General features: G+C 38.4%; 11 protein-coding genes, 2 tRNA genes and 3 rRNA genes. 1 reads left to right on the top strand and 15 read right to left on the bottom strand.

The features are described from left to right. Positions 1 to 129 precede the first annotated feature (129 nt). The 6 genes from serA to pheS are packed head-to-tail and all read right to left on the bottom strand — an operon-like array spanning position 130 to position 8,866. Positions 130 to 1,719, bottom strand: coding sequence for a phosphoglycerate dehydrogenase (gene serA, locus NIL_RS06235; protein WP_187646952.1), 1,590 nt, complete (start codon positions 1,717 to 1,719; stop codon positions 130 to 132). Positions 1,720 to 1,728: 9 nt separating this feature from the next. After that, the gene (locus NIL_RS06240) at positions 1,729 to 3,390 is read right to left on the bottom strand and encodes a 30S ribosomal protein S1 (protein ID WP_187646953.1); all 1,662 of its coding nucleotides are present in this window, start codon (positions 3,388 to 3,390) and stop codon (positions 1,729 to 1,731) included. A gap of 32 nt (positions 3,391 to 3,422) precedes the next feature. Then, the gene (locus NIL_RS06245; protein WP_187646954.1) at positions 3,423 to 4,250 is read right to left on the bottom strand and encodes a 4-hydroxy-3-methylbut-2-enyl diphosphate reductase; all 828 of its coding nucleotides are present in this window, start codon (positions 4,248 to 4,250) and stop codon (positions 3,423 to 3,425) included. Further along, complete coding sequence (gene aroA, locus NIL_RS06250; RefSeq protein WP_187646955.1) at positions 4,240 to 5,535, bottom strand: 3-phosphoshikimate 1-carboxyvinyltransferase; 1,296 nt, start codon at positions 5,533 to 5,535, stop codon at positions 4,240 to 4,242. Before aroA ends, NIL_RS06245 begins: the two co-directional genes overlap by 11 nt. Then, complete coding sequence (gene pheT, locus NIL_RS06255) at positions 5,532 to 7,877, bottom strand: phenylalanine--tRNA ligase subunit beta (protein ID WP_187646956.1); 2,346 nt, start codon at positions 7,875 to 7,877, stop codon at positions 5,532 to 5,534. Before pheT ends, aroA begins: the two co-directional genes overlap by 4 nt. Beyond that, positions 7,874 to 8,866 (bottom strand): phenylalanine--tRNA ligase subunit alpha, encoded by a 993-nt coding sequence (gene pheS / locus NIL_RS06260; RefSeq protein ID WP_187646957.1) that lies wholly within the window; start codon positions 8,864 to 8,866, stop codon positions 7,874 to 7,876. Before pheS ends, pheT begins: the two co-directional genes overlap by 4 nt. Positions 8,867 to 8,994: 128 nt before the next feature. On the opposite strand from pheS, the gene NIL_RS06265 reads away from it, so the two are divergent. Further along, the gene (locus tag NIL_RS06265; protein ID WP_187646958.1) at positions 8,995 to 9,354 is read left to right on the top strand and encodes a histidine triad nucleotide-binding protein; all 360 of its coding nucleotides are present in this window, start codon (positions 8,995 to 8,997) and stop codon (positions 9,352 to 9,354) included. A gap of 52 nt (positions 9,355 to 9,406) precedes the next feature. Here NIL_RS06265 and argH read toward each other — a convergent pair whose 3' ends face one another. The 9 genes from argH to NIL_RS06310 form a co-directional block, all read right to left on the bottom strand. Beyond that, entirely contained in the window at positions 9,407 to 10,792 is a 1,386-nt protein-coding gene (argH, locus tag NIL_RS06270; RefSeq protein ID WP_187646959.1) for an argininosuccinate lyase, read from the bottom strand. A 55-nt stretch (positions 10,793 to 10,847) separates the two neighbouring features. Beyond that, positions 10,848 to 11,177, bottom strand: coding sequence for a hypothetical protein (locus tag NIL_RS06275; RefSeq protein ID WP_187646960.1), 330 nt, complete (start codon positions 11,175 to 11,177; stop codon positions 10,848 to 10,850). Between the two features lie 249 nt (positions 11,178 to 11,426). Beyond that, positions 11,427 to 11,542 (bottom strand): 5S ribosomal RNA (gene rrf / locus NIL_RS06280). Positions 11,543 to 12,011: 469 nt separating this feature from the next. Then, a 23S ribosomal RNA gene (locus NIL_RS06285) occupies positions 12,012 to 14,987 on the bottom strand. A 304-nt stretch (positions 14,988 to 15,291) separates the two neighbouring features. Beyond that, a tRNA-Ala gene (locus NIL_RS06290) sits at positions 15,292 to 15,367 on the bottom strand. Between the two features lie 99 nt (positions 15,368 to 15,466). Next, positions 15,467 to 15,543, bottom strand: a tRNA-Ile gene (locus tag NIL_RS06295). A gap of 284 nt (positions 15,544 to 15,827) precedes the next feature. After that, positions 15,828 to 17,633 (bottom strand): 16S ribosomal RNA (locus NIL_RS06300). Together the 16S, 23S and 5S rRNA genes with 2 tRNA genes alongside form the textbook arrangement of a ribosomal RNA operon. A gap of 516 nt (positions 17,634 to 18,149) precedes the next feature. Then, positions 18,150 to 18,896, bottom strand: a complete 747-nt coding sequence (locus NIL_RS06305; RefSeq protein WP_187646961.1) for a hypothetical protein — start codon at positions 18,894 to 18,896, stop codon at positions 18,150 to 18,152. 47 nt (positions 18,897 to 18,943) lie between these two features. After that, positions 18,944 to 20,788 (bottom strand): citrate/2-methylcitrate synthase, encoded by a 1,845-nt coding sequence (locus tag NIL_RS06310; protein ID WP_187646962.1) that lies wholly within the window; start codon positions 20,786 to 20,788, stop codon positions 18,944 to 18,946. Position 20,789: the final 1 nt, after the last annotated feature.

The raw sequence follows: 20,789 nt of genomic DNA on the forward strand, positions 1-20,789 counted from the left end.
ACCATATCTTAAACTTTAACAAAAATGTAGTAATAGATTATATACTATTATCCTTAATTATTGATTAATATTATATTTTTAATAAGAAATTTTTATTGGATTGAAAGACGAAACGGAAGTACCGTTTCGTTAAAGTATAGCATAAGACACGGAGATACAAGCCTCTAAATCTTCAAGTTCACGCAACGTCTCTTTAGTAACCTCATCATCAACTATAATAACCGCCAATGCTAGACCGTGATTATCTCGTCCTAGTCTAAAATCGGCTATATTGATATTATGTTTGGCTAAAATCATACCAACTTGTCCGATAACTCCAGGAACATCGGTGTTTTTAAAAAGAATCATCTTTCCTTTAGGTTCAACATCTAACGCAAAATTGTTTATCTCAACTATTCTTTGAACGGTCTCTTCAAATATTGTTCCGCCTATTTCTATTACATCTTTATCTGTTGTAAGTTTAACACTGATTTTATTTTTATATCCACTCATATTTGGATTTACTACACTCTTTATCTCTATACTTCTCTCTTTAGCGACAAATTCGGCATTAACGTAGTTTACGCTTTCACCTAGAGACTCTTTTAATGCGCCTACTACTACGAAAGTGGTTAAAGATTTTATATACTCACCGATTTCACCTTCGGCAACAACTTTAATAGATTTAAATACGCCTTTATTTACTTGAGCCGCTAAAAAACCTATCTTTTGAGCAAGTTCTAGATATGGTCTTACAAAAGGAGGTATCTCATCCTCTTTTATAGGAAGATTTAAAGCGTTTGGATAACTGCTTCCTCTAACAGCCTCCAAAGCCTGTTCGGCCGCTTGAATGGCAATCTTTTCTTGTGACTCGATAGTATTGGCTCCAAGATGAGGAGTCACGGTTACGTTATCTAGCTCTAAAAGTTTGTTGTCAACTGCAGGTTCTTTTGTAAAAACATCAATACCGGCAAACCTTATTTTACCGCTTTTAAGTCCTTCATAAAGTGCATCTTCATTGTATAGACCGCCTCTTGCACAGTTGATAAGAACCACTCCGTCTTTCATTTTTGCAATCTCTTCACGGTCTATCATATTGATAGTCTCTTTGTTTTTAGGGGTGTGTATCGTTATGATATCGCATTTTAAGATATCATCAAAATTTTTAGTATATTTTATACCAAGATCTGTCGCTTTTTCAGGCGGAATATACGGGTCATAAGCTATAACTTCCATCTCAAAAGCTTTTGCTCTTATTCCTACGCGGCTTCCAATATTTCCAAAACCTATGATTCCTAGTTTCTTACCTTTTAACTCAGTCCCCAGCCAGTTTTCTCTTTTCCAAATTCTCTCTAATTTTAGCTGATTATGCGCATAAGGAAAAGCTCTTACACAACTAAGCATATGAGCCATCGTTAGTTCTACAGCCGCAATCGTATTAGCGGTGGGAACATTCATAACTATGATCCCTCTTCTGCTGCAACCTTCTATATCCACGTTGTCAACGCCAACACCTGCTCTAACAATCGCTTTTAGATTTTTTGCAGCTTCTAAAAAAGGCTCATCTACAGGTGTAGGACTTCTTGTTATAACTACATCAGCATCTTTTATAACTTCATAAAGAGGTTCACCTTTAGGCACATCTGCAGCATTTATAACTTCTATATCTTGCTCTTTATTTAAAAGTTCAAAACCTTTTTGATGAATATGATCACAAACTACAATCTTTTTTTTACTCATCCCAGCCCTTTAGTTATTATCGAGTTTGTCTTTTATTATTTCACCTAAAGTGATCTTTTCATCATCTTTGTTAATCTCTTTTAACGCCTCTTTCTCTTTTATTTTAGAAAGTCTCCTAACTGATAGCCTTATTTTGTCCCTATTTACATCTATCATAGAGATAACTCCCTCTATATCGTCGCCTGCATTTAGATCATCTTTTTTAAGAGGTGCTAAATCCTCATTTCTTATAAGTGCATCAACACCGCGTTCTAGTTCCACAAAGACTCCGAAATCTTTGATATCTTTTAATTTTCCTTTTACAATATCACCTACTTTTTTATCTTTGGCGTAAATTTGCAAAGGTGACTCCATAACAGCTTTTCTGCTCAAAGAGATCTTTTCGTTATCTTTATCTATTTTTACGATTTTTACTTCAACTTCATCACCGACACTTAAAATATCTTTAGCTTTTGATTTTTCCCAGCTAACATCTTGATTATGAAGCAAACCTTCTACATTTCCGATTTTTACAAATGCGCCAAAATCTGTCAAAGAGGTAATAGACCCTTTAACAACATCACCCTCTTTGTAATTTTTCAAAAACTCTTCAAAAGGTTTTGGCAAAAGATTTTTCAAAGATACTCTAAGTTTCCTATTTTGAGCATCTATCTCTATAACTTCCACATCTATCTCATCACCAATATTTAAATAGTCCTTCGGATGTTTTACTTTTTTGTCCCAGCTTATCTCTGATATATGTAAAAATCCCTCTACGTCGTTTCCAAGATCGACAAAAACTCCATAAGGCTCAATATTACTTACAGTAACATTTATAGTGTCTCCAACTTCAAGCTCATCTTTTATCTCGTTCCAAGGATCGGGTTGCGTAGCTTTGATAGAAAGTGATAGTCTGTTTTTCTCTTCGTCATAATTTATAGCTTTTACATTAACTTTTTCGCCTTCGTTGTAATATTTAGCCGGATTTACTGGCCCCTTATAGCTAATCTCATTATAATGGACTAAACCTTCAACACCTGGGGCTACTTCAACAAACATTCCATAATTAGTAATTTTTTTGATAATTCCTTCAACTATCTTGTCTTCTTTCATTAACTCTTTAATTATCTCTTTTCTCTTTTTTCTCTCATCTTCGATATATTTTTTTCTAGAGATAACTATAGAGTTGCTATTTTCGTCTATTTTAACAATTTTAGCTTTTATTTTTCTTCCGGTTTCCGCTTTTTTAAGATAAGAGAGCGAATTTGGTAAGAAAAACTGGACTCCATCATTCTCTACCGTATAACCGCCTCTGTTCTTACCTGTTATTTTTCCCTCTATAACAATATCTTCAAAATTATCTTTATACTCTTTTATAAACTCTGCTGTTTTGGCTTTAGCCATAGCTTTTTTATGAGATATGATAGGTCTTTCGTTTCTAAAGCCTGAAACAATAACTTTGATAGTGTCACCAACTTTATACAGAAGATTTCCTTCTTCATCTTTTATTTCGTTGATATTTAAAATACCCTCTTGTTTCTCACCAATATCTACCAATACTCTCTCTTCATCTTGAATCTCCACTATATGTCCGTCAAGAAGTTTTGACTCACTCTTTTTAAACGACTCCTCAAGCATTGAAGCAAAATCTTCGCTTGATTCACCACTACCTATTAATTCCTCTCTATCCATTCTTCTTTCCTTAATTTTTTTAAATTTCGCTATTATACTTTAAATTCCCTTATTTTGCCAATAACCCTCTGGATTATCCAATCGGGAGTAGAAGCTCCCGCTGTGACTCCACAAAGTTTTTTACCTTCAAACCACTCTTTTTCAAGTTCACTCTCATCCTCAATAAGATAGCTGTCATGACAATTTTCTTTGCATATTTTATATAACTGTTTAGTATTAGACGAGTTTTTACCGCCTATCACTATCATTATATCCGCCTCTTTGGAGAGCTCTTTTGCAGCATCTTGATTATCAAAAGTAGCATTGCAGATAGTGTTAAAAACTCTTACCTCTTTATAGTGATGCATAAGATAATTAACAATTTGTTGATACTCTTCAAACTTTCTTGTTGTTTGAGCAACAGTTGCCACTTTCTCTTTAAGTCTTATTCCCTCTAATTCTTCTACACTAAGTACAACAACCGGGTCTTTCGCGTAACTCATAACTCCTTTGATTTCCGGATGGTTTATATCTCCAAAAATCACAATACTATATCCTTCTTCACTCATCTGCTCCACTATTTGCTGGGGCTTAGTAACAAAAGGACAAGTTGCGTCTATGATATTGTCTGTTTTTTCTTTAAGCTTTTTTAGTTTATCTTTAGGAATACCGTGTGTTCTAATAACGACAGTATCGCCCTCTTTAGCTTCGTCAATATCCTCTATAAGTCCTACATTGAACTCATCTTTGAGCCTCTCTATCTCTTTTTTATTATGGATAAGAGGACCTAAAGTATTGCTATTTTGCGTCTGTTCAGCTATTTTGATAGCTCTTTTTACCCCAAAACAAAATCCGTAACTTTTAGCTAATCTAATCTCCAACTTCAACCTCTGCTATCTCTTTTAAAATATCCACAAAATTTGGAAAAGATGTAGCTATACACTCCACATCTTCCACTCTCATACCGCAAAGAAGTCCGGCTATCAAAAAACTCATAGCGATTCTATGATCACCAAAACTATCAATGACAGCCTCTTTAAACTCTCCTCCCTCTATCTCATAGCCATCTTCAAACTCTTTTACCTCAATGCCACATTTTCTAAGATTTTCAACTACGCTTTTTATACGATCACTCTCTTTTACTCTAAGTTCCTTTGCGTTTTTTACAACACTTTTCCCTTCCGCTACAGCCATAGCAATGGATAGTGCGGGAAGTTCGTCAATAAGCCAAGAGATATTTTCGCTAACTTCCACACCTCTTAACTTACAAGATTGAACAACTATATCGCCTATAGGTTCGTAAACGCTCTCTTTTTCTATAAACTCAACCTTAGCGCCCATTCTTTTTAAAATCTTATAAGCTTCAACTCTTGTGGGATTTAAAGTGATATCTTTTAAAACCACTCTGCTTCCAGGAACTATAGCAGCGGCAACAGCAAAGAAAAATCCGCTGGAAGGATCTGCCGGAACTCTTATATTTAAAGGCTCTAATGGCCTCTTTAAAGAATGTATTATAACTTCATAACCATTTTTAGTTATTTTTGTCTTTAGTTCGGCTCCCATACCTTTTAGCATTCTCTCTGTATGATCTCTACTTAATTCAGGCTCTTTAAATAAAGAGATCCCATCTCCCTTTAAAGCAGCCAGTATAAGTGCGCTTTTGACTTGAGCCGAAGCGATTTTACTTTCATACTCAAAACTTTTGAGTTTAGAGCCTCTTATTGCTATAGGTGCCAGATTTCCATCTTCTCTACCATCTATTTTGGCACCAATCTTTTTTAAAGGTTCTGTTACTCTTTTCATAGGACGGCGCCTTAGATATTTGTCACCAGTTAAAACAAAAAAACCGTCCATTCCGGCTAAAAGACCGCAAAACAGCCTCATACCCGTCCCTGAATTTCCACAATCCAAAATATCATCTGGTTCTTTATACTCTTTTGGAGTTATGGTTATAACAGAGCCTTCTTTGTTTATATCAGCACCAAGTTTTGAAACGATATTAAGTGTGTTAAGTGTATCTTCAGCCAACAAAAAATTTTTTATATGCGAGGGTTTATCACTTAAAAGCGAAAACATTGCACATCTGTGAGATATAGACTTATCAGGGGCGATAGAATCTATTTTTAGTTCAAAAGAGTCCGCTTTTTTTACTTTTATATAACTCATCTAAGCTCCGCATTTATCTGGGTTTTTAAAATATCCAATAAACTTTGCATTATAGTACCTATCTCATCTTCACTCAATGTCTTTTCATCTGATTGAACAACAAATCTTATCGTCAAACTCTTTTTATCCCCAAGCTTCTCACTTTCATAAATATCTACAGGATAAAATCTTTTCACCTCTTTCGGCAGATTCTTTTTTAAAATCTCTTTAATTTTTAAAAATTGTATATCTTTATCTACCAAAACACTCAAATCTCTAAAAGCTACTTGATATTTTGAATACTCTTTTGCTTCTTTCAAACTGTATGGAATCTTCTCAAAATCAAGTTCGCAAATATATGTAACCGGTAATTCAAGTTCTTTTTGACACTGGATATGCAATTTGTAAACTTTTCCCAAAACAGTACCGTTTTTCAAAATATTTGCGGATTGAAAAGTGTGCATAAGACTATTTTGAACATTACACTTTTCAAGCTCAAAATCTCCTATTATTGAAGAGATTTTTTTTACAAACGTATCAAAATCAACTTCGTCCGGCTTTCCGTGGTTAGAAACACTATCTTCTTCTTTAATACCGCTGAAAATCAGTGCAAAAGATGTGGATTCATTTCTATTTTCATCAAAAATTGTTCCTATTTCAAAAAGTCTTATACCTCTTTTTCCATTTTTTACATTATTTACAACTTGCTCTAAGAGTCCAGGAATTAAAGATGTTCTTAAAGTGTTTAAATCGTTGGTTATCGGATTTATAAGATCTAATTCGTTTTTTACGATTTTTAAACCATACTTCTTCAATTTCTCTTTATCGGTAAAAATATAATTAGTTGTTTCATAAAAACCTGCCGAAACCGCTTTGGTTCTTAAATCTTTTCTCTTTTTAAAATCTCTCATCGCCTCATTTATGCGATTTTTCTCTTCAAATTTAAAAGGTTTCGGCTCTATGTTGTCTATTCCGATGAATCTTACACACTCTTCGGCAATATCTTGTTCATTTTTTATATCATGCCTAAAGGGAGCAATTTTTATCACTAGATTTTTATCTTCACTTTTTACAATACTAAATCCAAGTTTTACCAAAATATTTACTATTTTATTATGGGATACTTCCTGTCCAATAAGCTTTGAAAGATTGTCTAGATTCACATTTATTGTCTGAGTCTCTTTATCTTTTAATATTTCGTGTGTTCCTGAAAATATATCTATATCACTATACTCTTTAACAAGATAACAAAAATAGTCCATCCCCATATAGAGATCTGGGTTACTACCACGACTACTTCTGTAATATACCCAATCCGTATCTATTTTGTTTTTTTTACACGCTTCATAATATTTTTTTGCAAGTAGTTCAGGGTCTGTATAGCTAGCTTCAATTATAAAATATGGATCTTCTTTTGACGGTTTAGACTCTTTTATTTGATTTATACCAATAATAGAGACTTTTTTATCATTAAATACAGCATCCATAAAGTTTTCATCTTTCTTTATCTCAATCAATGCATCATTATCTTTTTTAAATATATTGTATCCATAACTTCTAAGGATGGTTCCTACAGAGTATGTAGTATAAAACGCAAGGTTTTCGATCTCGTTTTTTAGATCCTCTTCTATAAAGCCAAGTCTAACTCTGATTTTCAAAGGGTTTTTATAATCTTTTTTGGAAAAGACTTTATATAACAAACTTGAATCACACTCTTCATGCTTAATATGTAGAACTCTTCCTATACCTAGCTGCATCTTTTCATTATTATCAAATACTATATCCTCAATATTTTTAACAGAAATATCAAAAGCAGCACTTAGTTCTCGTGCTATACCATAAATACTTAGGCAATCGCCTCTATTTGCGGTTAGCTCTATATCGATAATCTCATCATTTAATATTTTATACTCTCTAATCTCTTTTCCAAGTTCTAGTTTACCTATACTCTCATCTAAAATCATTATTCCGTCTTCAAGTTTAGGCAGGCCTATCTCTGTTGATGAACAGATCATTCCTTCACTATCTACGCCTCTGAGTTTAGCAGGCTTTATTTTAAAATCTCCAGGTAAAATCGTACCTACCAAAGCTACAGGTACATACTGATCTTTAGCCACATTTTTTGCACCGCACACAATCTGTTTTATTCCATCGCCTACATCAACTTTGCAAACAGAAAGTTTATCAGCGTTAGGATGTTTTTCACACTCTAAAACTTTTCCCACGACTACTTTTGAAGGAATATCTATCTTTTTATATTCAGCAACTTCAAGTCCTATAGAGTTTAATTTTTTAATGATCTCTTCGGTTGTAATACCTGAAATATCTAACCACTCTTGTAACCAACTTCTTGAAATTATCATCTAAACTGCTCCAATAGTCTTAAATCTCCTTCAAAAAGACTTCTAAGATCTGGGATTTTGTGTATAAGCATAGCAAATCTCTCAACTCCCAATCCAAAAGCATATCCGCTTACCTCTTTATAGCCTACAGCTTCAAAAACATTAGGGTCCACCATACCGCATCCTAAGACCTCAAGCCATCCAGTTTGTGAACAGACTCTACACCCTTTGCCTTTGCAAAAAATACAGCTTATATCTACTTCTGCAGAAGGCTCAGTAAACGGGAAAAAACTCGGTCTGTATCTGATATCCACTTCTCCAAACATATGATGCAAAAAGTCGCTCAATATATATTTAAGATTTGCAAAGCTTACTTCCCCTTTTTTATCAACCAAAAGACCCTCTACTTGATGAAACATAGGAGTGTGAGTCAGATCAAAATCTCTTCTAAATACAGCTCCTGGACTTATCATTCGTATAGGTGGTTTGTGTTTTTGCATTGTTCTTATCTGTACTGGAGAAGTGTGTGTTCTCAAAAGTTTTTCATCTTTAAAATAAAAGGTATCTTGCATATCTCTTGCCGGATGGTATTTAGGAAGATTTAGAGCTTCGAAATTGTGGAAGTCGTCTTCTACTAGTGGTCCAGTTTCTATGGAAAAGTTCATAGAAACAAAATATTCTATGATTCTATCAAGAGTATCTTGTACTGGATGTAGTGCTCCTTTATTATTGTAAGGGGAAAATAAAGAGACATCTATCTCATCTTTTTTAAGCTCTTCATCGAGTACTTTTTTCTCCAGTTCATCTCTCTTTTTAGCTATTAATTCATTAAACTTTATCTTAACTTCATTCAACTCTTTAGCTACTTTTGGTTTCTCTTCGTTTGAAAGTGTTTTTAATTTCGCAAACTCTTTGGCTAAAATTCCTTTTTTACCAAATATAGCAATTCGTATCTTTTCCAGCTCTTCCAAATCTAAAGCTTCAGCTATTTTTTTAATCCACTCTTCCAAAAAACACCCCTAATTTTTGGTTTTGCAAATGATATTACAAATATTATTATAAAAAGATAAGATATAATATTAGCGTATTATTATTTTAGCCCGGATTTAATCAAGTTTATTTAATAAAAGGAGAGATAATGTGTATTTTTTGTAAAATCGTAAATGGCGAGATTCCTTCTAACAAAGTTTTGGAAAACGAAGAGTTTATGGCTTTTCACGATATCAGCCCAAAAGCTCCGATTCATGTTTTGATAATTCCTAAACAGCATATCGAAAACTTTCAAAGTACTCCAAGCGAAATAATGGCTAAAATGACACCCTTCATTCAGGAAGTGGCAAAAACTCTATCTCTAGACAAAACAGGATATAGGTTAATTGTAAATAACGGCGAAGATGGAGGGCAAGAAGTTATGCATCTTCATTTTCATATATTAGGAGGAACAAAACTTCTTTGGCCTTATCTAGCACCCGAAAAAGAGGCTAAAAAGTATGTATAACTCTATGAGCAGCAGCTAGGATTTCGTTTTGCTGCTCAATTTTACCTTCTGTTTATTCCTTTTCTTTTAACCATTTTTCAAAAAATTCTATCTGCTTTTCAACCTGTGAAACAGAAGTGGCACCCAAAGAGTTCCTAGAGTTCATAGAGTGCTCCAATTTTAAATACTCTAAAACATCCTCTTGTATCCTATCATCTATACTTTTAAGCTCTTCGAAACTAAGATCACTAATATCTTTTCCTCTACTCTCTGCAAGCGCTACGGCACGTCCTGTTATAAAATGAGCTTCCCTAAAAGGTATTCCACATTTTTCAACAAGATAATCGGCTAGATCAGTAGCTGTTAAATGTCCTATTTTAGCTGCTTTATACATATTTTCTTCATTTATATGCATAGTTTTTAAAACTTCATTTAAAATTACTAAACTAATTTCAGCTGTTTTAACACTATCAAAAACACCCTCTTTATCCTCTTGCATATCTTTATTGTATGCTAGCGGTAATCCTTTCATAACTGTTAAAAGTGATATTAAGTTACCATACGTTCTACCTGTTTTTCCTCTTAAAAGCTCTGGAACATCTGGATTTTTCTTTTGCGGCATTATGGAACTTCCAGTTGCGTAATCATCACTAATAGTAATAAATTTAAACTCATAACTTGACCAAATAATAAGCTCCTCTGCAAGTCTTGAAATATGCATCATAAGCGTTGCGATATTAAAAAGTATCTCTAACGCAAAATCTCTATCGCTTACCGTATCTAAGCAGTTTATAGTTGTAGATTTAAATCCAAGCTCTTTCGCAACCATTTCTCTATCTATCGGATGAGGAGTTCCAGCTAAAGCGGCACATCCCAAAGGAGAGTAGCTGTTTCTTTCATAAGAACTTTCAAACCTTTCAATATCTCTTTTAAACATAGAAGCGTAAGCTAGCATATGATATGAAAATGAGATAGGCTGTGCATGCTGAAGATGTGTCATTCCAGGAAGAATCGTATTTTTGTGTTTTTTTGATATATCTAACAAAGTATGTACGAGATTTTTTATCAAAGAAGATAATTCTTTGTCTTTTCTAAGTACATAAAGTCTAAAATCCAAAGCTACCTGATCATTTCTACTTCTTGCAGTATGAAGCTTTTTGCCAGCATATCCAATCTTTTCTGTAAGTCTCTTTTCGATAGCCATATGAATATCTTCATCAGATATATTAAACCCAAATTTTCCTTCTTCTATCTCTGTTTCTATCTCTTTCAAACCTTTTACAATATCTTTCAACTCACTATCAGTTAAAATACCTCTTTTATTGAGCATTTTTGCATGAGCAATAGAGCCTTTAATATCCTCTTTATAAAGTTCTTTATCGAACATAAGTGAAGCATTAAATTCATCTAGGAGTTTAGAAGTCTCTTTTTCAAAACGGCCTGACCACATTTTAGCCATAAATCACCTCTTTTTTTGAGGCAATTTTATCTAAAAAAATACAAAAGTTCAAAAATCAATCACTACATGCTGGAACATTACCGCTATCAGCCGCATATTTTTTAAAGAAATCTAAAAGGTGTTTTTTCTTTTTTTCAAATCTTTTACTATTTAAATACTTCATTGCATTTTTATCTTTAATATGTATTTTTTTTAACATTGATGCATTATTAGCAAAAAGTTCTATCCACTCATCAGTTGTTTTTGCCTTTGAAACTTTAGTGCCACTGCCATGACATACTTTACATATTTTCATATACTCTTTTTGGCCTTTGTAAACTGAGGCATGCGCATTAATCCCAATAGAGATAACAGCAATTATTAAAAAAGAAATTAATAGTCTCATTTCATACCTCTTCCAAATTGAACTTTGTAATTATCTTACATTAGAAAAAATTATAATTAGCTTATAAATTGATTTTTTTCATAAACAAATCCAAACTTGTTAGTAAAGGTGTTTTTGATAATACTAAATAGAAAATAAAAAGAAAATTTTGAATTAGTTGAAGATATATGCAATTTCAGATAGCTAGATTACTATTTAAATATTTTGGGAGACAAACTTGTGAGTTTTGCAGTAGTGTATCAATATTCCGCCTGGCGCCGACCTACTTTTCCACACCCGGAGGGTGCAGTATCATCAGCGATGCGGAGCTTAGCTTCTAGGTTCGAAATGGGTCTAGGCGTTTCCTCCGCTCTATAGGCACCAGGACAGAAATACTCAATCTTCCTTGGAAGACTCAGTATTTCTGTAATTTGGAATTAGGAATTGGGAATTTGGAATTGGAGAAATTTTTTTCTAATTTCTAGTTCCTAATTCCCAATTACTAATTACTAATTACTATTTTTTAAAGAAATCAATCCATTGTTTATAGTCTAAGGTTAGAAGTATCTCAGTAAGGCGGCAGTGCGTAGGGTCTCTCTATAGAGAATTTATATCTCATAGAAAAGAGAGTAATAGTAAGATTTAGTAAAAAATTTATGAAGGCTTATAAATATAAGTAAAATAAATTTTTTGCTAAAGATTGCTGTTAATCTCTTTTCCCTATGGGCTTTAAAATTTCTATTTATCTATTTCGTTATTGCTCCTCGTTTATGATTACATAAACTTCGTCGCAATTCCTTATATCTAAATGAAATTTTAAAGCTATGAGGTATAAATCCTCTATAGAGAGACCCTTTGGTTAAGCCAAACGGACTATTAGTACTGGTCAGCTAAACCCCTCGCAGGGCTTACACACCCAGCCTATCAAGGTGGTAGTCTTCCACCGTCCTTCAGGGAAGGCTCATCTTGGAGTCGGCTTCCCGCTTAGATGCTTTCAGCGGTTATCCGTTCCGTGCATAGCTACCCAGCGGTGCCCTTGGCAGGACAACTGGTACACCAGTGGCACGTCCAACCCGGTCCTCTCGTACTAGGGTCAGCTCTCCTCAGCCTTCCTACGCCCACGGAAGATAGGGACCGAACTGTCTCACGACGTTCTGAACCCAGCTCGCGTACCGCTTTAAATGGCGAACAGCCATACCCTTGGGACCTGCTCCAGCCCCAGGATGCGATGAGCCGACATCGAGGTGCCAAACCTCCCCGTCGATGTGAGCTCTTGGGGGAGATCAGCCTGTTATCCCCGGGGTACCTTTTATCCTTTGAGCGATGGCCCTTCCACTCAGAACCACCGGATCACTAAGACCGAGTTTCCTCTCTGCTCGAGTTGTCTCTCTCACAGTCAGGCTGGCTTATGCCTTTATACTCTACAGACGATTTCCAACCGTCTTGAGCCAACCTTTGTAAGCCTCCGTTACACTTTAGGAGGCGACCGCCCCAGTCAAACTACCCGCCAGACATTGTCCTCCCGGTGGATAACACCGGCAAGTTAGCCATCAGAATAAGGAAGGGTGGTATCTCAAGGACGGCTCCACCTAGGCTGGCGCCCAGGCTTCACAGCCTCCCACCTATCCTGCACATCCCTATCCCAATGGCAGTGTCAAGCTGTAGTAAAGGTCCACGGGGTCTTTCCGTCTTTCCGCGGGTAGGAGGAATTTTCACCTCCACTACAATTTCACTGGATCCCTGGTCGAGACAGCCCCCATCTCGTTACGCCATTCATGCAGGTCGGTATTTAACCGACAAGGAATTTCGCTACCTTAGGACCGTTATAGTTACGGCCGCCGTTTACCGGGGCTTCGGTTCATGGCTTCGCCCTAAAGCTAACCAATCCCCTTAACCTTCCGGCACCGGGCAGGCGTCACACCCTATACATCCTCTTACGAGTTAGCAGAGTGCTGTGTTTTTGATAAACAGTCGGATGGAGCGCTTCGCTGCGACCCGCCTCGGCTCCACTGGCAAGCAGCTTCACCTACTACGGGCACACCTTATACCGAAGATACGGTGCCAGCTTGCAGAGTTCCTTAACCAGGGTTCTTCCACGCGCCTTAGAATACTCATCTCACCCACCTGTGTCGGTTTACGGTACGGGCTACCTTACACTCAAACGGCTTAGAGGATTTTCTCGGCTCGACGGCATCACCGATTCTCTCGCCCTCCCGAAGGAGTTTGAGAGCCTGTCAGGTCTCGGGTACACGTCAGGCGGATTTTCCTACCTGACACCCTACACCCTTCGAGCCAGTATTCCATCACTGACCTCGGCTAGCCCTAAGCGTCCCCCCATCGCCTTGTGTAAAGTAGGTATCGGAATATTAACCGATTTCCCATCGCCTACCCCTCTCGGACTCGGCTTAGGACCCGACTAACCCTACGTTGACGAGCATCGCGTAGGAAACCTTGGGTTTTCGGCGAACAGGATTCTCACCTGTTTTATCGCTACTCATGCCTGCATGCTCACTTCCAGCCGCTCCACTGCTCCTCGCCGGTACAGCTTCAACGCAGACTGGAACGCTCTCCTACCGCTCACTCTCCAGAGTGAACCTACGACTTCGGTGTCTGACTTAGCCCCGTTATATTTTCCGCGCAGGGCCGCTAGACCAGTGAGCTGTTACGCTTTCTTTAAAGGATGGCTGCTTCTAAGCCAACCTCCTGGTTGTCTAAGCAGCCCCACATCGTTTTCCACTTAGTCAGAACTTCGGGACCTTAGTCGGTAGTCTGGGTTGTTCCCCTCTCGACATAGGATTTTATCACCCTACGCCTGACTCCCAGGATTACACTACAGGTATTCGGAGTTTGACAGGGTTTGGTACCGCGGTGAGCAGCCCTAGCCCTATCAGTGCTCTACCCCCTGTAGCTACGACCTGAGGCTATACCTAAATATATTTCGGAGAGAACCAGCTATCACCAAGTTTGTTTGGCCTTTCACCCCTATCCACAGCTCATCCGAAGAGTTTTCAACCTCCACCGGTTCGGTCCTCCACGGGGTCTTACTCCCGCTTCAACCTGGCCATGGATAGATCACTTGGCTTCGGGTCTGCAGCCAGTGACTAGTCGCGGGTCCCCACAAAGTCCAGAGACTTTGTGGGATGCCCACATCGCCCTATTCAGACTCGCTTTCGCTACGGCTACGCGTTCGCTTAACCTCGCCACTGACCACAACTCGCAGGCTCATTATGCAAAAGGCAGTCCGTCACCCTGAGCAAAGCTCATAGGGCTCCGAATGATTGTAGGCATACGGTTTCAGGTTCTATTTCACTCCCCTCACTGGGGTTCTTTTCACCTTTCCCTCACGGTACTGGTTCGCTATCGGTGTGACAGGAGTATTTAGGGTTGGAAGGTGGTCCTCCCAGCTTCAGTCAGGATAACACGTGTCCCGACCTACTCAGGGACATCCCTGGCCCACTTAGGTTTTCGCTTACGGGACTATCACCCTCTATGGTCTGCCTTTCCAGACAGTTCTGCTAACCTTCGTGGTGCCGTTATGGGAGCCCTACAACCCCGAGTGCAAGCACCCGGTTTGCCCTAATCCCATTTCGCTCGCCGCTACTTTGGGAATCTCGTTTGATTTCTTCTCCTCTGGGTACTGAGATGTTTCACTTCCCCAGGTTCGCCCCGGACTATGTCCGGTGACCAGCCTCTCGACTGGCCGGGTTGCCCCATTCGGAAATCCCCGGATCAACGCTTCTTGGCAGCTCCCCGAGGCTTTTCGCAGCCTAGCACGTCCTTCATCGCCTCTGTCACCCTAGGCATCCACCGTACGCCCTTTGTAGCTTAACCTACTTATTCTAAAGCGCACTGCCGCCTTACTCAGATACTTTTTCGTAATTCGTTGCTCGTAACTCGTAATTTGAATTACTTTTACGAATCATATCTTACACTATTGAGTAAGGCTGAAATTGTTTCTTTACCTTAGACTTTAAACAATGGATTGTCAAATAACTCTTTAGACTATTAAAGTCTAAACCAAATCTTCCTTTGAAGACTTGATTTAAACTTTGGAATTGGGAATTTGGAATTTGGAATTGGGCTGTTTTTGTTTCTTTTTCACTAATTCCTAATTACTAATTCCCAATTACTATAATGGTGGAGAATAGCGGGATCGAACCGCTGACCTCCTGCGTGCAAAGCAGGCGCTCTCCCAGCTGAGCTAATTCCCCTTCCTGGTTGATAGTTGATGGTTTATGGTTTATAGTTCTTATCCTCTTTACTATCAACTATCTACTATTAACTATCAACTGCAAAGCTTTGCTTTACAATGGTGGGCCTGAGAGGACTTGAACCTCTGACCTCACCCTTATCAGGGGTGCGCTCTAACCACCTGAGCTACAGGCCCTTATTTGGTGAATGGTTGATGGTGAATGGTTGATGGTTGACAGCAATGTACTATCAACTATCAACTATCAACTATTCACTATCAACTAATCTAGCTCACCCCTGATAAGGACATAAGAATTAGCTCACACTATTCCCTCTATCTACTTTTGTCATGTTAAAGAACAAATAATCTCTCAAAACTGGACAAGCTAAAAGTACTCTTCCTTTAAGCCCACAAGAGCTAGAGTGTGAGACTCTAACTCTTAACCTAAAGAAATGAATCTTTAGGATCGTACTCTCTAGAAAGGAGGTGATCCAACCGCAGGTTCTCCTACGGTTACCTTGTTACGACTTCACCCCAGTCGCTGAGCCCACCGTGGACGGTAGCCCCCAATTACAATAACTGGTTGGCCTCCCGGCTTCGGGTGAGCTCAACTCCCATGGTGTGACGGGCGGTGAGTACAAGACCCGGGAACGTATTCACCGCGGCATGGCTGATCCGCGATTACTAGCGATTCCGGCTTCATGCAGTCGAGTTGCAGACTGCAATCCGAACTGGGACGCGCTTTAGAGATTTGCTCCACCTCACGGTATCGCGTCTCTCTGTACGCGCCATTGTAGCACGTGTGTCGCCCTGGACATAAGGGCCATGATGACTTGACGTCGTCCTCACCTTCCTCCCGGTTACCCGGGCAGTCTCCTTAGAGTGCCCACCCTATCGTGCTGGCAACTAAGGACGAGGGTTGCGCTCGTTGCGGGACTTAACCCAACATCTCACGACACGAGCTGACGACAGCCGTGCAGCACCTGTCACCGAGCTCCCTCATAAGAGGGCACCCCCGTATCTCTACAGGGTTCTCGGGATGTCAAGCCCAGGTAAGGTTCTTCGCGTATCTTCGAATTAAACCACATGCTCCACCGCTTGTGCGGGTCCCCGTCTATTCCTTTGAGTTTTAGCCTTGCGGCCGTACTCCCCAGGCGGGATGCTTATTGCGTTAGCTGCATCACTGAGGTGACTAGCACCCCAACGACTAGCATCCATCGTTTAGGGCGTGGACTACCAGGGTATCTAATCCTGTTTGCTCCCCACGCTTTCGCGCCTCAGCGTCAGTATCGTCCCAGCAGGTCGCCTTCGCAATGGGTATTCCTGGTGATCTCTACGGATTTTACCCCTACACCACCAATTCCACCTGCCTCTTCCGAACTCTAGTCTAGCAGTTTCGGATGCAGTTCCACAGTTGAGCTGTGGGCTTTCACACCCGACTTACTAAACCGCCTACGCGCCCTTTACGCCCAGTGATTCCGAGTAACGCTTGCACCCTCCGTATTACCGCGGCTGCTGGCACGGAGTTAGCCGGTGCTTATTCCTGAGGTACCGTCACCATCTTCCCTCAGAAAAGGAGTTTACAACCCGAAGGCCTTCATCCTCCACGCGGCGTTGCTGCGTCAGGGTTGCCCCCATTGCGCAATATTCCCCACTGCTGCCTCCCGTAGGAGTCTGGACCGTGTCTCAGTTCCAGTGTGGCTGATCATCCTCTCAGACCAGCTACCCGTCATAGCCTTGGTAAGCCGTTACCCCACCAACTAGCTGATAGGCCGCAGCCCCATCCTATAGCGCATCACTACCAGCTACCTACTATTTACACTTGTTAGAACATAAAGAAAACTAAAGACCTAAGACAGATTTTTGCAGCCTTAGTCATCTAAGGCAAAAAAATCTAACGCAAAAGATTTAGTTTTATTTGTGTTCCCTTTGGGCATAAAGCTAATTACTCATCTATTTCGTCGCAATTTCTCGATAATCTTTTGATTTATCTTTAAAATTGCTCCTCGTATCTAAACAATTAGCTTTATGCTAACAAATGCAAATAGTAGGTAGCTGGTAGTGAAACTTTCCACAACTCTACTTATGTAGAGAAGGAGTATAGGGTATTAGCAGGCCTTTCGGCCTGTTATCCCCCGCTATAGGGCAGGTTAGCTACGTATTACTCACCCGTGCGCCACTTAGCTGACACCCAAACCCGAAGGTTTGAGCCGTTCTCGTTCGACTTGCATGTGTTAGGCACGCCGCCAGCGTTCACTCTGAGCCAGGATCAAACTCTCCATAAATAATTTATAGAAAAGTCTTATCCATAAAACTTAATTACTCAAAGGCTTAAAAGAATTTCCTTTTAGCTTATCCAGTTTTCAAAGATCATTATCATTGTCTATAAAAAAGAACTCTCTAACACTTATAAACTCTATAAGTGTTATTTGAACTCTTTTTTTCTAAAACTCTAAGCTTCCCCAATCAAGGGTCGAAATTATATTAAAATTTTAAAATCTTGTCAAGAGCAACTAAATAAAGCTAATAGTCTATAGACAATAGACTATAGTAAATAACCTATAGTCGGTAGTCGCTAAACCGCAATCAAATATATTAAGCTACAAACCTTATTTAAAAATCTATAATCTAAAATCAGACGATATACAATAGACTTTAAACTTCAAACTTTAGACTTTAGACTTTAGACTTTAAGCTTGAAACTTTAAGCTCTTAACTTGAAACCCAACAATCTCAAACTATTTAAAGAACTCGCCGCCAAAAGCGGATGGAAGTATAAAAAATAATCGCTTAAAACTAGATTAAATTAGATGTGCGTAGCCTGTCTCAGGTTCTATTGCAATAGTAAATTTATCGTTACAATTTGTATCAAAGCAAAAGTTGATTTTCACAGTTTCTCTTAACGGCTTCTTTTCAGCATCAAAGGGATTTACAGTTCCATTATCGACTCCGGCTAAACCTTCGTTAAAATATGGTCTTCCTAGATAATCGAAAAGTATTCTAACTCTATCTCCTAAATTTGCATTGATTACAGAAGAGCGATAGTTTCTAGGTTCAACTACTATCTTTTTAATACCAAAAGTAAGGGTAAGATTTAACCATGTATTTACTTTTTCTCTTGGAGGATACTGATTTGAACTTAATTCACTCCAGTTGCCAACTAGATATTTACCAGTACCTGGGTCTATTGCAATTTCATCAAAGTCTGTTTCAACACCTTTATCAAAACAGCTTGTTGAGCCATCATCAGGAGAGTCGCTAAAAATTTCATAAAACAGATTGTCTCCCGTATTGGTAAAATATATCTGCCAACGCTGTTTATAATAATATTTGCTTCTTTGCGTCTCTTTAACTGATGTATTAATAGGATAAGGTTGGAAAATATCATTCATTAATGCTAAATGTTGTGTATATCTTATGTGTGAGAGTATTTGATCAGCAGCTTCTTGCTTTCTATCATCATCTATACGGGGAATAGCTACAGCAGTTATAATACCAACTACCGCTATGACAATGATTGCTTCATAGAGGGTAAATGCCTTTCGCATTTTATACCTTTGTGGATAATCGGCTTTATGCCGATTATACCACAAGATTATTTAATTTCTTCTGCCTTTTGTACATCATACAATATATCATCAAATGGATGTCTATACATAGGCATACCTAGTCTCTTTTCATCAAGAATATGCCCAATAAATCCAATTGTTCTTCCTAAAATAAAAAATGCGTTCAACGTTCCACTTTCAATAAATTCATTAATCTCTTCTTCAGTGTAACCCAAAGCTCTCCACATATCTACCATTAAGATACCTATAGTCCCGTCAACGTTTAAGATAAGATTATCTTTTTTAGACGTTGTTAGTTTTTCAACTTCTAAAGCGTACTCTAATAGTGGAGTTGATGGGAAGTGATCTTTTGCAAATTTTTTCAGTCCCTCTACCCTTTTATCCGGATTTCTAACAGATTTTATTCTATGACCAATTCCAGGGATAGGAACTCCTTGTTTTTTCATATAGTTAACAAACTCTTTTGGGCTCATATTGTTATCATGAGCATATTTAAAGTAGTAAGCAGCTCCATCTATAGCACCGCCAAATCTAGGTCCGATTGTTAAAAGACCAGTTACCAAAGATTCAACAACACTCTTTCCTGCACGTGCAGTAACTTTTGCATTGTGTGCTCCTGAAACTGCAGGTCCGTGATCTGCAACCGTTTTTATAACAGTCTCGATGAAGTCAACAGCCCATCTAGGATAAACTTTTTTAAACCAAAGAAGACTTACTACATCACCGATTGTTTTTCCTGTATCTGGGGTTGCAACAGAGCTAATAGGATATCCTGCATATGTTGCCTCTTCACCTCTGTCATCACTAATAGTACAAATAAAGTTTTTAGGTTTTCTAATCTTTCCAGCTTTTAAAGCTTTTGCAAAATCTTCAGGAACATTTGGAACTTCAGGCTCTTCGATATCTTTAATAATTCCTTTACCTTTCAACTCCTCATATACGCCTTTAATAACATGCGGCAGATCGTTGAAACTGTCAGGAACATGTATCCCAGCCTCTCTCATTGCTCTGTTTTTAGCAATAGCAGTCTCTTCGTCTGCATTTGCACTAGCACCTGCGTGTCCAAATTGAACGCCACTTGAAAAATGTTGAGCAATAGTTCCTATACACCAAGCGATAATAGGCTTTTTAATCTTTCCACTTTTTACTGCTTCAATAACTTTATACTCTTCACGTCCACCTACTTCACCAAGCAAAAGCATATATTTGACATTTGGATCTTGTTCCATTCTTAAAAGATGATCGATAAATACAGAACCAACAAATCTATCACCACCTATGGCAACACCATCAGCTATACCATCTGCATTTAGCGCAATGATGTTTGAGAGCTCATTAAAAAGACCGCCACTTCTTGTAACAAGTCCGCAGCTACCAGGTCTGTGAAGTTTTGATTTTACAATATTGTCAATTGTACCACCAATGTTTGCAACCTTGAATGCCCCAGGAGTTATAGCACCCACAGTAGCAGGTCCAATGATAAGCACACCCTTGTCTCTTGCTGTTTTATTCATAATTCTTGCAAGTCTTTCAGGAATACCTTCTGCAGTAATCATAATAGTTTTAAACTGATCATAGCCTAATGCATCCATAGTTACATCGTATGCAGTTCTAAAAGATGCAAAGTTCAAAAGTACATCTGCATTAGGATGAGCTGCAGCAGCTTCAGCTGTACTTCTATATATAGGTATCATTACCTCTTCAGTTCCAAAAAAGAATTTATCAAATTTGTTAGAACTTGTCGGAGCAACAATTGCCGCAACAGACGGTTTTTCTCTTTTTATAATATAGTCATAATCCAACATTCTTTGGATTGCGTTTCTATTGTTATTCCAAAATATCGCTTGAGTATCTCTAGTAAATAGTCCCATA

It is taken from the genome of Nitrosophilus labii, from assembly GCF_014466985.1.
Taxonomy (GTDB): domain Bacteria; phylum Campylobacterota; class Campylobacteria; order Campylobacterales; family Nitratiruptoraceae; genus Nitrosophilus_A; species Nitrosophilus_A labii.